This is a genomic window from Bradyrhizobium brasilense (genome assembly GCF_029714345.1).
In the GTDB taxonomy this organism is placed as follows: domain Bacteria; phylum Pseudomonadota; class Alphaproteobacteria; order Rhizobiales; family Xanthobacteraceae; genus Bradyrhizobium; species Bradyrhizobium australafricanum.
The window spans coordinates 4,486,507-4,500,683 of the sequence record NZ_CP121669.1; the positions used below are offsets into that span (position 1 = coordinate 4,486,507).

The following is a 14,177-nucleotide window of genomic DNA, read 5'->3' on the forward strand; positions in this document are numbered from 1 at the left end:
GGAGCCATGCGATCACAGACGCTCCTCGTTGCCACGGCGGCGCTGCTCGCAGCGCAGCCGGCGATCGCGCATATCACGCTCGAAGGAAAGCAGGCGGCGGTCGGATCGTATTACAAGGCGGTGTTCGCCGTGCCGCATGGCTGCGCGGGCTCGGCGACGATCAAGATCCGGGTGCAGATTCCGGAGGGCGTGATCGGAGTGAAGCCGATGCCGAAGGCGGGCTGGACTCTCGATGCGGTCACCGGCAAATACGCCGCCCAATACGACTATCACGGCGCCAAGCTTTCCGAGGGCGTCAAGGAAGTCGCCTGGAGCGGTGGCAAGCTTGCGGACCAGAACTACGACGAGTTCGTGATGCAGACGTTTCTCACCGATACCTTGAAGCCCAACACCACGTTGTACTTTCCGGTCGTGCAGGAGTGCGAGCAGGGCGTCAGCCGCTGGATCGATACCCCAGCCGAGGGGCAGGGCGGCGGGCACGACCATGGCAGCAAGACACCAGCTCCCGGCGTCAAGCTGCTGCCGAAGTCGTAAGCGATGCGGCTGGTCGCAAACCTCGCAGCGCTGCTCGTGGCGCTGTGCCTTGCGACCTCAGCCCATGCGCATGCCGTCCTGATCGGCGCCGAACCGGCCGACGGCAGCGTGGTGGCTGAAGCACCCAGGACGGTGGTGCTCCGCTTCAACGAAGCGGTGGCGCCGACGGCGGTCAGCCTGCTCGACGCCGCGGGCAAGCCGCGCGACGTCGCGATCCGCGCCGTCGACCAGTCGGTGGTGGTGACGCTGCCGGCGGGCCTGCCGCAGGGCACGCAGGTGGTCAGCTATCGCGTGGTGTCGCAGGACGGCCATCCGGTCGCCGGCTCGCTGCTGTTCTCGATCGGCGTCGTCACCGGCTCGGCGGCGCCGTCAAGCGACGGCGTGCTCCATGCACTGATCTGGCTGGCGCGGCTCGGGCTCTATCTGGGCTTGTTTGTCGGCGTCGGCGGCGTGTTCTTTGCCGCCTGGATCGGGCAGGGCCCGGCCGGCGAACGATTGATCATGTGGTCGCTGAAGATCGGCCTTGTCGGCGCGATCGCGTCGCTTGGATTACAGGGCGTCGACCTCTTGAACCTGCCGCTCTCCGGCATCGTGACGTGGGCGGCGTGGGCCAGCGCCACCGGCACCAGCCTGTTTCCCGCGCTGCTGCTCGCGATTGCCGCAATGCTGATCGCGGCGATCGCCTGGCGCAGCCCGTCGTTCGGTGCAGCCTTCACCCGCACCGCGATCGCAATGATCTGTGTCGGGCTGTCGTTTGCGGTCAGCGGCCATGCCGCCACCGCCTCGCCGCAATGGCTGACGCGGACCGCGCTGTTCATCCACGGCATTGGCGTGGCGTTCTGGATGGGCGCGCTGGCGCCGCTGGCTGTACTTGCCTGGCAGCGCAAGGATTCATTGTTGCGGGTGCTGCGGCATTTTTCGACGCTCGCGGTGCCGGTCGTCGTCTTGATCGCCTTGTCGGGCCTGGCACTCGCCGTCGTCCAGCTCGAGAGCTTTCACGCGCTGATCGACACCGGGTACGGCAACATCCTGCTTGCGAAACTGGTGCTGGTGGTGCTGCTGCTCGGGCTCGCTGCGCTGAACCGGTTGGTGTTCACGCCGGCCATCGCGCGCGAGTTTCGTCGGACACGGCCGCTGCAGCGCTCGATCGCGCTCGAATTCGTGCTGATGATCGCCATTCTGGGCCTCGTCGCACTCTGGCGCTTCACGCCGCCGCCGCGCGTGCTGGCGATGTCGGCCGATGTTCCGCTCGCGGTCCACATCCACACTGATGCCGCGATGTTCCAGGTGCTGATCGCGCCGGGCAAGGTCGGGCCGAACGACTTCGTGCTGCAGCTGATGAACGGCGATGCCAGCCCGTTCGCGGCCAAGGAGGCGACGCTGACGCTGAGCCTGCCCGAGCGCGGCATCGAACCGATGGAACGCGTCGCCGCGCGCGGTGCCGATGGCTATTGGCACGTGCGCAAGGTGCCGCTGCCGGTGCCGGGCCGCTGGCACATGCAGATCGACGCCCTGGTGACCGATTTCAAGAAAGTGACACTGGAAGACGATTTCGAGGTCAGGTAAAGCCGCGGTCGGCGCGCTCGGTGCTTCGACGGCACGCAATTCGTTCAAATGGCCGAAAATCGCCTGATTTGAAGGGTTTTTCTTATTTGGCGGCCTTGTGTTTTCACAGCCGATCCGGTTTCACTGCAGCTCTTCCCACGCTTTCCTGATTCCCGAGTAACGCCATGCGATTGTCGCGGTTTTTCCTGCCCATCCTGAAAGAAAACCCGAAAGAGGCGGAGATCGTCTCGCATCGGCTGATGCTGCGCGCGGGCATGATGCGGCAGGAGGCTGCCGGCATTTATGCCTGGCTGCCGCTCGGCTTCCGGGTGCTGAAGAAGATCGAGCAGATCGTTCGCGAGGAACAGGACCGCGCCGGCGCGCTCGAGCTCTTGATGCCGACGCTGCAACTCGCCGATCTCTGGCGCGAAAGCGGCCGCTACGACGCCTATGGCCCGGAGATGCTGCGCATCCTCGATCGTCACAAGCGCGAGCTGTTGTACGGGCCGACCAACGAGGAAATGATCACGGAGATTTTCCGCTCCTACATCAAGTCCTACAAGAACCTGCCGCTCAACCTCTACCACATCCAGTGGAAATTCCGCGACGAGCAGCGTCCGCGCTTCGGCGTGATGCGCGGCCGCGAGTTCCTGATGAAGGACGCCTATTCGTTCGACCTCGACGAGGCCGGCGCGCGGCGCTCCTACAACAAGATGTTCGTGGCCTATTTGCGCACCTTTGCGCGGATGGGCCTCAAGGCGATCCCGATGCGGGCCGAGACCGGCCCGATCGGCGGCGACCTTAGCCACGAATTCATCGTGCTCGCGGAGACCGGCGAATCCGGCGTCTACATCAACCGCGATGTGCTGGACCTGCCGGTGCCGGGCGCGGACGTCGATTATGACAGTGATCTGACGCCGATCATCAAGCAGTGGACTTCGGTCTACGCCGCGACCGAGGACGTCCACGAGGCTGCGCGCTTCGAACAGGAAGTGCCTGAGGCAAAGCGGCTGAACACCCGCGGCATCGAGGTCGGTCAGATCTTCTATTTCGGCACCAAATATTCCGAGACCATGAAGGCGATGGTGGCCGGTCCCGACGGCGTCGACGTGCCGATCCATGGCGGCTCCTACGGCGTCGGCGTGTCGCGTCTGGTCGGCGCGATCATCGAAGCGTGTCACGATGACGCCGGCATCAAATGGCCCGAGGCCGTCGCGCCGTTCCGCGCCGCGATCCTCAATCTGAAGCAGGGCGATGCCGCGGTCGATGGCGCCTGCGAGCAGCTTTATCGCGAGCTCTCGGCGAAGGGCGTCGACGTGCTCTACGACGACACCGACCAGCGTGCCGGCGCCAAGTTCGCCGCGGCCGATCTGATCGGCATCCCGTGGCAGATTCTGGTCGGACCCAAGGGGCTTGCGGACGGCAAGGTCGAAGTGAAGCGTCGCAGCGACGGCTCACGCGACAACATGAGCCCCGCCGACGTGGTCGCGAAGCTCGCGGGTTAAAGTTTATTCACGCCGCGCTGATCGGCGGGGTAATCCGGCCACATTTGGCCCGAATCATGGGATTATCGACAGATGGATGAGACCATGAGCGAGCCAGTCCGTACCCCGCCCTTTGCGCCATTCGAATGGCTGCTGTCCGGACGCTATCTGCGCGCGCGCCGCAAGGAAGGCTTCATTTCGGTCATCGCCGGCTTTTCGTTCCTCGGCATCATGCTCGGCGTCGCCACGCTGATCGTGGTGATGGCGGTCATGAACGGCTTCCGCAAGGAATTGCTGGACAAGATCCTCGGCCTCAACGGACACATTCTGGTGCAGCCGCTGGAATCGCCGCTGACCGACTGGAAGGATGTCGCCGACCGCATCAGCCAGGTGCAGGGCATCCGCCTCGCCGCACCGGTGGTCGACGGGCAGGGGCTCGGCTCATCGCCGTTCAACGCCGCCGGCGTCTTCATCCGCGGCATCCGCGCCGACGATCTCAACAACCTCACCTCGATCGCCAAGAACATCAAGCAAGGCTCGCTCGAGGGCTTTGATGAGGGGCAGGGCGTCGCGATCGGTCGCCGCCTCGCCGACCAGCTTTCGCTGCATGCCGGCGACATGATCACGCTGGTCTCGCCGAAGGGCGCAGTGACGCCGATGGGCACCACGCCGCGCATCAAGCCCTACAAGATCACTGCGGTGTTCGAGATCGGCATGTCGGAATATGATTCGACCTTCGTGTTCATGCCGCTGACCGAGGCGCAGGCCTATTTCAACCGCAACAACGACGTGTCCTCGATCGAGGTGTTCACCACCAATCCGGACAAGATCGAAACCTATCGCAAGCTGGTGACCGAGGCGGCCGGCCGGCCGGTGTTCCTGGTCGACTGGCGGCAGCGCAATTCGACCTTCTTCAACGCGCTTCAGGTCGAACGCAACGTGATGTTCCTGATCCTGACCATGATCGTGCTGGTCGCGGCGCTCAATATCGTCTCGGGACTGATCATGCTGGTGAAGGACAAGGGCCAGGACATCGCGATCCTGCGGACCATGGGTGCCTCGCAGGGTTCGATCATGCGGATATTCCTGATCACCGGCGCATCGATCGGCGTCGTCGGCACGCTGGTCGGTCTGCTGGTCGGCTTGCTGATCTGCTTCAACATCGAAACCATCAGGCAATTCCTGTCGTGGCTCACCAACACGGAACTGTTCGATCCCACGCTGTATTTCCTGTCGAAGCTGCCTGCTGAAATCGATTTTGGCGAGACGCTCGCCGTCGTGATCATGGCTCTGACGCTGTCCTTCCTTGCGACGCTCTACCCGTCGTGGCGCGCCGCGCGCCTCGATCCGGTCGACGCGCTCCGGTACGAATAAGGAGCGCACATGGCGGAGGGGGCGGAAGACACACCGGTCGTCTATCTTCATGACATCAAGCGGGAATACCGGCAGGGCGAAGCGACGCTGACGGTCCTGAACGGCGCCAATCTCGCGCTGTGGCCCGGTCAATCGGTGGCGCTGGTGGCGCCGTCGGGATCCGGCAAGTCGACATTGCTGCACATTGCGGGCCTGCTGGAGACCCCTGATGACGGCGAAGTCTATGTCGCGGGCACGCCGACCTCGCAAATGTCCGACGTCGACCGCACCCAGATTCGCCGTTCCGATATCGGCTTCGTCTATCAATCGCATCGGCTGCTGCCGGAGTTCTCGGCGCTCGAGAACGTCATGCTGCCGCAGATGATTCGCGGCCTCAAGCGCTCCGAAACCGTGAAACGGTCGACCGAGATTCTCTCCTATCTCGGGCTCGGCGATCGCATCACCCATCGCCCGGCCGAGCTCTCGGGTGGCGAGCAGCAGCGTGTCGCGATCGCGCGCGCGGTTGCCAACGCGCCCCGGGTGCTGTTCGCGGACGAGCCGACCGGCAATCTCGATCCCGGCACGGCTGACCACGTCTTCAACGCGCTGATGCAACTCGTGAAGGCGACCCGTGTCGCGATGCTGATCGCGACTCACAATCTCGATCTCGCCGCGCGAATGGATCGCCGGGTGTCGCTGTCGAACGGACAGGTTGTCGAGCTCGAATAGTGCGCCATCGCGTGAACTGGCTAGCGATACGCGTGAAGAAGCCGCGCTAAGGTAAGAGAATCCAAAGCCTTTTTCCGTTTCGCTTCGATCGGAACGAAATGCTTCCGGCTCTCAATAAGCGGGGCGAGGCCGTCTGCCGGGTGCTCGCGGCCGCCCGTCGATCGGCGGCCCGGCATAATAGGGATTGTTGATGCAGATCGCCGCGAGGCCGGACGCCGAGGCCTGGCACTGCGCGATCGACGTGTAGCCGCAGTCGGTATCCTCACCGCCCCATCGGTAGTTGGTTTTGCAGACCGGCGAGGTCGAATCGTATTTCTGGGCGCTGGCCGGCGCGGCTGCCAAGGCCAAGAGTGCCGGCAAGAGTGCCAGGATCAGACTGCGCATCAGAAATCTCCTCGTCGGCCCGGCGCCGGCAATGCTGATGCCGAGCGCGCGCGAATAGGCACCTGCGCGCAGCGCCGGATCAACTCACATTCCCGCGCCGGTGTTTGCTGGATCGGGCATCAGTGGATGAACAGGTCGAAGAAATTGCCCTCACGGCGGTCCCGCGGGGACACGTGAAGATACGAGCGCGGGTCGTTGTCGCCGGCATAATAGGGGTTGGCGATGCATTTCTGCCCGATGCCCGAAGCGGTGGCCAGGCACGCCTCATACGATGGATAGGAGCAGTTGCTCAGGCCGGGATAGCGGTCGCCCTGAATGCAGAACGGGTAACGCACGCCGACGGCATACGCGGGCGCAGTCCCCAGCGTTGCGAATGCGACCACAGACGCCGCAGCAGCAAGAATCATCGTCCGCATCTGCATTCCTTTTGCTGCGAAGATTCGACCTTGGCGACGATCCAAATCGGACAAGCCGGTTCCGGTCAACGATCTTGCGCGCAGCTACGCACGCAGATCCGGATTGTGAAGTTTGTGCGGCAACTATGTGGCAAAAGTTCCAGGAAGTGCCCGTAATACAGTATTAACTTCAAATTTGAGGGAAGTCGTTTGGCCCTGCCTGTTGCCGCGAAGTTACAGCAATTCCGCCGGGGGCTGCTATGACGGTGTCTCGCGGCCTTGGGGGCCTGTAGAAAAAGTTGGAACGGGAAAATGAAAAAGATTTTGCTTGTCACCGCCAGCATGCTCGCGCTCAGCGCGACTGCTGCTTCCGCGGCTGACCTCGCGGCTCGCCCTTACACCAAGGCTCCGCCGCCCATGGTTGCCGCTGTTTATGATTGGACTGGCTTCTACATTGGTATCAACGGTGGTTGGGGCCAGAGCCACGACAACCGTTCGGTCGACGGCTTCGGCGGCGTCGGAAGCTTCGACGCCAACGGCGGCACCGTCGGTGGCCAGATCGGCTACCGCTGGCAGGCCGGCGGCTGGGTGTTCGGTCTGGAAGCTCAGGGCAACTGGGCTGACTTCTCCGGCAGCACCGGCAACCTGGTCGTCCCGGGCGGCATCGTTCGCTCGAAGACCGATGCGTTCGGCCTGTTCACCGGTCAGATCGGCTACGCCTGGAACAACGTCCTGTTGTACGCCAAGGGCGGTGCTGCGGTCACCGATCGCAACTTCCAGTTCCTCAACGCGGCCGGCAATCTGGCCTCCGAGACCGGCTTCGACACCCGTTGGAGCCCGACGGTGGGCGTTGGCCTCGAATTCGCCTTCTCGCAGGGCTGGTCGCTCGGCGTCGAGTACAACCACATCTTCGAAGACACCCATGGCGCGACCTTCGTGACCCCGGCCGGTGTTGCCGTGACCGGCTTCCACACCGGTGGCGACACCGACATGGTCCTCGGCCGTCTGAACTACAAGTTCGGTGGCCCGGTCATCGCGAAGTACTGATCGCTCGCTTAATTCAAGCGGCATCGAAAACCCCGGGCTTCGGCCCGGGGTTTTTTGTTGGCCTGGCGGCGCCGCCCCGTCGGCCAGGAGCACGGGACGGGCTTTGCCCGTCCGCTCCGGGATTGGGGTCGGGTTTGATTGGAGGAGGCCTTCCAACCGAACGGTCATCGCCGCATATTCCCGGCATGACGGACCTGCAGCTGACCTCCCAACTGACGTGCCCATCCTGCGGCCATGTCTCCATCGAGACGATGCCGACCGACGCCTGCCAGTTCTTCTATGATTGCAAGGGCTGCGGCACTCGCCTGAAACCGAAAGCAGGAGATTGCTGCGTGTTTTGCTCATACGGAACGGTCCCGTGCCCGCCCAAGCAGGCGGGGGGCTGTTGTGGTAGCTAGCTCCCCGGAGCCTCAAGACACGCTCGTCATCGGATCATTGATGGCGCCGAGACGTCGGCCGGCCGGGAATTAACCACGGAGGTCACTTCTCGAACCGGGTCGCCGGCGTTGCTTGACTCCTAGAACAAAAAAGGAACAATGTTCTGCATACGTTCCAGTTCAGGGAGAGCGGCCATGTTGAAGATTTTCGTGCAGGAAGCTGCAGCGCTGGCATCGATCACGCTGTTCGTCGGGATGATCGCGGTGTGGGCCCAGCTGATCACCCAATTCTGAAAATGCGCCCGCGGGGACAGGGGCATCGCCGGCGGCATGGTCTGCCCCCTGGGGAAAAGCAGGAGGACTTGCCGCCACGCCGCGTTCGGCGTGGACTTGGCAGGGGTCAGGCCCCACCATGGGATTGCGAGTCGGGTCTGACACTTTCGAGTTCCGGCCCTGGCGCTCGCTCCATCCCTGACCCAAGAGATTCCGTAAGCAGCCATGCCGAATGCCGGATTCGTTCACCTTCACGTTCATTCCGCCTATTCGCTGCTGAAGGGCTCGATCAAGATCGCCAAGCTGGGCGAGCTCGCGAAGGCCGACCGCCAGCCGGCGCTGGCGTTGACCGATACCGACAACATGTTCGGCGCGCTGGAATTCTCGGATAAGATGGCCGGCTACGGCATCCAGCCGATCGTCGGCTGCGAGCTGGCGGTGGATTTCGGCGACGTCGATCCGAATACGCGGAGCATCCTTGCGACGACGGGCCCGGCGCGAATCGTGCTGCTGGCGGCGCGCGAGCGCGGCTACCGCAGCCTGATGCGGCTGAACTCGCGGGCGTTCCTGGAGACGCCTGTCAACCAGACCCCGCACATCAAGTTCGATTGGCTCATCGACGACGCCGAGGACCTGATCGCGCTGACCGGCGGCCCCGACGGCCCGATCGCGCTGGCGCTCCGGGCCGAGCAGGCGGCGCTGGCGACCACCCGCTGCGAACGCCTGGCCGGCCTGTTCGGCGATCGCCTCTACATCGAATTGCAGCGCCACGGCGCCGACAAGGAACGCCGCACCGAGGGCGGCCTGATCGATCTCGCCTACAGCAAGGGCCTGCCGCTGGTCGCGACCAACGAGCCGTATTTCGCCAGCAATGACGACTACGAATCGCATGACGCGCTGCTCTGCATCGCCGGCGGCCATCTGATTGCCGAGACCAACCGCGAGCAACTGACCCCGGATCACCGCTTCAAGACCCGCGCCGAAATGGCGGTGCTGTTCGCCGACATCCCGGAGGCGCTGGCCTCGACGGTGGAGATCGCCGAGCGCTGCTCGTTCCGGCCGAAGACCCGCAAGCCGATCCTGCCGTTCTTCACGGTCGGTGCCGCCGCCAGCGCCGATGCCGCCGCCGACGAGGCCGCAGAGCTGAAGCGCCAGGCCGAGGAGGGGCTCGCGAATCGCCTGCGGGTACACGGTCTCTCGCCGCGAATGACCGAAGAGGACTACAGCAAGCGGCTTGCCTTCGAGCTCGACGTCATCACCCGCATGAAATACGCGGGCTACTTCCTGATCGTCTCCGACTTCATCAAATGGGCGAAGGCACAGGGCATTCCGGTCGGACCGGGCCGCGGCTCCGGCGCGGGCTCGCTGGTCGCCTGGGTGCTCACCATCACCGACCTCGATCCGATGCGGTTTGCGCTGCTGTTCGAGCGCTTCCTCAATCCCGAACGCGTCTCGATGCCGGACTTCGACATCGACTTCTGCCAGGACCGCCGCGGCGAGGTGATCCAGTACGTGCAGGAGCGCTACGGCCGCGACCAGGTGGCGCAGATCATCACCTTCGGTACGCTGCAGGCGCGCGGCGTGCTGCGCGACGTCGGGCGCGTGCTGCAGATGCCCTATGGGCAGGTCGACAAGCTGACCAAGCTGGTGCCGCAGAATCCCGCAGCACCGGTGACGCTGGCGCAGGCGATCGAGGGCGAGCCCAAGCTGCAGGCGTTCCGCGACGAGGATCCGGTGGTGGCGCGTGCGTTCGATATCGCGCAGCGTCTCGAAGGCCTGACGCGCCATGCCTCGACGCATGCCGCCGGTATCGTGATCGGCGACCGGCCGCTGAGCGAGCTGGTGCCGCTCTACCGCGATCCGAAATCCGACATGCCGGTCACCCAATTCAACATGAAATGGGTCGAGCCGGCGGGCCTCGTGAAATTCGACTTCCTCGGTCTGAAGACGCTGACCGTGCTGGACGTCGCGGTGAAGCTGCTCAAGCAGCGCAACGTTCATGTCGATCTCGCGACGCTGCCGATCGACGATGAGCCGAGCTATCAGATGCTGGCGCGCGGCGATGTCGTCGGCGTGTTCCAGGTGGAAAGCCAGGGCATGCGGCGCGCGCTGATCGACATGCGGCCGGACCGCTTCGAGGACATCATCGCGCTGGTGGCGCTGTATCGCCCGGGCCCGATGGCGAACATCCCGACCTATTGCGCGCGCAAGCACGGCGACGAGGAATCGGAATATCTGCATCCGATCCTGGAGCCGATCCTGAAGGAGACCTTCGGCGTCATCATCTATCAGGAACAGGTGATGCAGATCGCGCAGCAGATGGCGGGCTACTCGCTCGGCCAGGCCGACCTGCTGCGCCGCGCGATGGGCAAGAAGATCCGCGCCGAGATGGACAAGCAGCGCGACATCTTCGTCGCCGGTGCGATGAAGAACGGCGTGGCGAAGGGCCAGGCCGAGACGATCTTCGAGCTGCTCGCCAAGTTCGCCGACTACGGCTTCAACAAGAGCCACGCGGCCGCCTATGCGCTGGTGTCCTACCACACCGCCTATATGAAGGCGCATTACCCGGTTGAGTTTTTGGCGGCGTCGATGACGCTCGAACTCAACAACACCGACAAGCTGTCCGAATTCCGTTCCGAGGCGCAGCGGCTCGGCATCAAGGTCGAAGCGCCCAACATCAATCGCTCCGGCGCGACCTTCGAGGTCAGCGAGAACACGATCTACTACGCGCTCGCCGCGCTGAAGGGCGTCGGCATCCAGGCGGTCGAGCAGATCATCGAGGAGCGCAACAAGAAGGGGGCCTTCACCTCGCTCGCCGATTTCGCCGCGCGGGTGAGCCCGCGCGCCGTCAACAAGCGGATCATCGAGAGCCTTGCGGCGGCCGGCGCCTTCGACACGCTGGAGCCGAACCGCGCGCGCGTCTTCGCCGGCGCCGATGCGATCCTCGCCGCCTGCCAGCGCAGCCATGAGGCGGCGACCTCGGGCCAGAACGACATGTTCGGCGGCGCGGCGGATGCGCCGAGCATCATGCTGCCGCAGATCGAGCCGTGGCTGCCGGCGGACCGGCTGCGGCGCGAATACGACGCCATCGGCTTCTTCCTGTCGGGCCATCCGCTCGACGACTACGCGACCGCGCTGAAGCGGCTGCGCGTGCAGTCCTGGGCGGAATTCTCGCGCGCGGTGAAGACCGGCGCCACGGCGGGCAAGGTCGCGGCAACCGTGGTGTCGCGCATGGAGCGGCGCACCAAGACCGGCAACAAGATGGGCATCATGGGCCTGTCGGACCCGACCGGCCATTTCGAAGCGGTGCTGTTCTCGGAGGGCCTTGCGCAATACCGCGACGTGCTCGAGCCGGGCGCGGCCGTGCTGTTGCAGCTCGGCGCCGAATTGCAGGGCGAGGACGTGCGGGCGAGGGTGCTGCACGCCGAGCCGCTGGATCACGCCGCGGCCAAGACGCAGAAGGGCCTGCGGATATTCGTGCGCGACACCAAGCCGCTGGAGTCGATCGCCCGCCGGCTCAACATGCCGGAAGCCGCGCTCGCCCCGGGCGGCGCCGCAAAGGCACCGGCCGTGAAGCCGGCCGCCGCGCCGCCACCGGCGGCGGGGGGCGATGGCGACGTCTCGCTGGTGATGATGCTGGACCTCGAGACCGAGGTGGAGATGAAGCTGCCCGGCCGCTACAAGGTCTCGCCGCAGATCGCCGGCGCGATCAAGGCGGTGGCGGGCGTGGTCGACGTGCAGACGCTGTAAAGGGGGCCTCCGGGCCGCCAAACAGGGCCGTTTCGGCACGATTTTGGGCCGTCCGGCCGGTGCAACCGGCCGTATTTCCTTGCTTCTGGCGCAAATCGCGCTATACAGCGCGCCATCTCACACGGAAACATGGCTCAAAAGGCCGTCCGGTGGCAGCCGGGCCATAAGGCGCGTCTGCTCACACGTTTCCGGAGGAACCAACCGGAGAATTATCACTATGTCGCTACCCGATTTTTCTATGCGTCAGTTGCTTGAAGCTGGCGTTCACTTTGGCCACCAGGCCCACCGCTGGAATCCGAAGATGCAGGATTACATCTTCGGCGCCCGCAACAACATCCACATCATCGACCTCGCGCAGACCGTGCCGATGCTGCACCGTGCCCTGCAGGCGGTCAGCGATACCGTCGCCAAGGGCGGCCGCATCCTGTTCGTCGGCACCAAGCGCTCGGCCCAGGACGGCGTTGCCGACGCTGCCAAGCGTTCGGCGCAGTACTTCGTCAACTCGCGCTGGCTCGGCGGCACGCTGACCAACTGGAAGACGATCTCGGCCTCGATCAAGCGCCTGCGTCATCTCGACGACGTGCTGTCGTCGGGCGAAGCCAACTCCTACACCAAGAAGGAGCGGCTGACGCTGCAGCGCGAGCGCGACAAGCTCGACCGTTCGCTCGGCGGCATCAAGGACATGGGCGGTCTTCCCGACATGATCTTCGTGATCGACACCAACAAGGAAGACATCGCGATCCAGGAAGCCCAGCGGCTCAACATCCCGGTCGCGGCGATCGTCGACACCAATTCGGACCCGAAGGGCATCACCTATGTGGTGCCGGGCAATGACGACGCCGGCCGCGCGATCTCGCTGTATTGCGATCTCGTGGCGCGCGCCGCCATCGATGGCATCTCGCGCGCTCAGGGCGATTCCGGAATCGACATCGGTGCGTCGGCGACGCCCGTGCAGGAAGACCTTCCGGCGGCTGCGCCGTCCGGCTTCCAGGGCCTCGCCGGCCCGCGCGGCACCGCCGACAACCTCAAGAAGCTCACCGGCGTGTCCGGTGCGATCGAGAAGAAGCTCAACGACCTCGGCATCTTCCACTACTGGCAGCTCGCCGAGCTCGACCACGACACCGCACACAAGATCGGCGAAGAAGTCGGTCTGCCGAGCCGTGCTGACGCCTGGGTCGCCCAGGCCAAGACGCTCGCCGAAGCGGAATAAAGGCTACGCGGCGTGGCCGGGTCTCGCCCGGCCGCCGCTTCTATTCCACGAACAACGATCTCCCTGTCGCAGACAGCGGCGCCATCGGGCGCCGCGGTTTCTGTACAGGCAAGAAGGACATTGAACGATGGCAACGATCACAGCAGCGATGGTCAAGGAGCTCCGCGAGTCGACTGGCGCGGGCATGATGGATTGCAAGGCGGCGCTGACCGAGAACAACGGCGACATGCAGGAAGCGCAGGATTGGCTGCGCAAGAAGGGCCTCTCCAAGGCCGCCAAGAAGGCCGGCCGCGTCGCCGCCGAGGGCCTGATCGGCGCGCTGACCTCCGGCACCAAGGGCGTGCTGGTCGAGGTCAATTCCGAGACCGACTTCGTTGCGCGCAATGAGCAGTTCCAGGGCTTGGTCAAGATGATCGCCCAGGTCGCGCTGCACAACAGCGCTGACGTCGAGAAGATCAAGGCGGCCAAGGTCGGCGACGTCACCGTCGAGACTGCGATCTCCGACGCGATCGCGACCATCGGCGAGAACATGACGCTGCGCCGCGCCGCCTCGCTCGAGGTGAGCAAGGGCGTGGTGTCGAGCTACGTCCACAACGCGGTCGTCGAGGGCGCCGGCAAGATCGGCGTGATCGTGGCGCTGGAGTCCACCGGCAAGGCCGACGAGCTCGCGGTGCTCGGCCGCCAGCTCGCCATGCACGTGGCGGCGGCCAAGCCGCTGGCGCTCGACCCGGCCGGGCTCGATCCGGAGACCGTCAAGCGCGAGAAGGACGTGCTGGCCGACAAGTACCGCCAGCAGGGCAAACCGGAGAACGTCATCGAGAAGATCGTCGATTCCGGCCTGAAGACCTACTACAAGGAGGTCTGCCTGCTCGATCAGGCCTTCATCCACGACAGCGGCAAGTCGGTTGCCCAGGCGGTGAAGGAAGCTGAGGGTAAGGTCGGCGGGCCGATCAAAATCGCTGGCTTTGTGAACTATGCTCTCGGTGAGGGAATCGAGAAGCAGGAAAGTGACTTCGCCGCCGAAGTCGCGGCCGCCAGCGGCAAGAAGTAACCGCTGACACCAGGGCGTCCGGCGCTCTGCGCCGGAGGCCTGCCT

General features: G+C 64.7%; 12 protein-coding genes. 10 read left to right on the forward strand and 2 right to left on the reverse strand.

What is annotated here, in order from left to right:
- The first annotated feature begins 6 nt into the window (after positions 1–6).
- From QA635_RS21080 to QA635_RS21100, 5 genes are all read left to right on the forward strand, one after another.
- The gene (locus QA635_RS21080; RefSeq protein ID WP_283071457.1) at positions 7–534 is read left to right on the forward strand and encodes a YcnI family copper-binding membrane protein; all 528 of its coding nucleotides are present in this window, start codon (positions 7–9) and stop codon (positions 532–534) included.
- Between the two features lie 3 nt (positions 535–537).
- A complete protein-coding gene (locus QA635_RS21085; RefSeq protein WP_283071459.1) occupies positions 538–2,100 on the forward strand; it encodes a copper resistance CopC/CopD family protein in 1,563 nt (520 codons plus the stop codon).
- Between the two features lie 164 nt (positions 2,101–2,264).
- Positions 2,265–3,584, forward strand: a complete 1,320-nt coding sequence (gene proS / locus QA635_RS21090; protein WP_225159004.1) for a proline--tRNA ligase — start codon at positions 2,265–2,267, stop codon at positions 3,582–3,584.
- A gap of 72 nt (positions 3,585–3,656) precedes the next feature.
- Complete coding sequence (locus tag QA635_RS21095; RefSeq protein ID WP_028339647.1) at positions 3,657–4,937, forward strand: lipoprotein-releasing ABC transporter permease subunit; 1,281 nt, start codon at positions 3,657–3,659, stop codon at positions 4,935–4,937.
- A 9-nt stretch (positions 4,938–4,946) separates the two neighbouring features.
- A complete protein-coding gene (locus QA635_RS21100; RefSeq protein ID WP_016840545.1) occupies positions 4,947–5,645 on the forward strand; it encodes an ABC transporter ATP-binding protein in 699 nt (232 codons plus the stop codon).
- Between the two features lie 111 nt (positions 5,646–5,756).
- Here QA635_RS21100 and QA635_RS21105 read toward each other — a convergent pair whose 3' ends face one another.
- Positions 5,757–6,029 (reverse strand): DUF3551 domain-containing protein, encoded by a 273-nt coding sequence (locus QA635_RS21105; protein WP_283061281.1) that lies wholly within the window; start codon positions 6,027–6,029, stop codon positions 5,757–5,759.
- Positions 6,030–6,148: 119 nt separating this feature from the next.
- Positions 6,149–6,499: a DUF3551 domain-containing protein gene (locus QA635_RS21110; RefSeq protein ID WP_283061283.1), complete on the reverse strand. Its 351-nt coding sequence runs from the start codon at positions 6,497–6,499 to the stop codon at positions 6,149–6,151.
- Positions 6,500–6,736: 237 nt separating this feature from the next.
- Between QA635_RS21110 and QA635_RS21115 the strand changes: the two genes are divergently transcribed.
- The 5 genes from QA635_RS21115 to tsf all read left to right on the forward strand — a co-directional run bounded on the left by QA635_RS21115 (position 6,737) and on the right by tsf (position 14,132).
- On the forward strand, positions 6,737–7,471 hold the full coding sequence (locus QA635_RS21115; protein ID WP_028333998.1) for an outer membrane protein: 735 nt from the start codon (positions 6,737–6,739) through the stop codon (positions 7,469–7,471).
- A 185-nt stretch (positions 7,472–7,656) separates the two neighbouring features.
- Positions 7,657–7,869, forward strand: a complete 213-nt coding sequence (locus tag QA635_RS21120; protein ID WP_376708575.1) for a GDCCVxC domain-containing (seleno)protein — start codon at positions 7,657–7,659, stop codon at positions 7,867–7,869.
- A 477-nt stretch (positions 7,870–8,346) separates the two neighbouring features.
- Entirely contained in the window at positions 8,347–11,871 is a 3,525-nt protein-coding gene (gene dnaE / locus QA635_RS21125) for a DNA polymerase III subunit alpha (protein ID WP_283061285.1), read from the forward strand.
- 217 nt (positions 11,872–12,088) lie between these two features.
- Positions 12,089–13,081, forward strand: coding sequence for a 30S ribosomal protein S2 (locus QA635_RS21130; protein ID WP_057016493.1), 993 nt, complete (start codon positions 12,089–12,091; stop codon positions 13,079–13,081).
- A gap of 127 nt (positions 13,082–13,208) precedes the next feature.
- Positions 13,209–14,132, forward strand: coding sequence for a translation elongation factor Ts (gene tsf / locus QA635_RS21135; protein WP_283061288.1), 924 nt, complete (start codon positions 13,209–13,211; stop codon positions 14,130–14,132).
- Positions 14,133–14,177 lie beyond the last annotated feature (45 nt).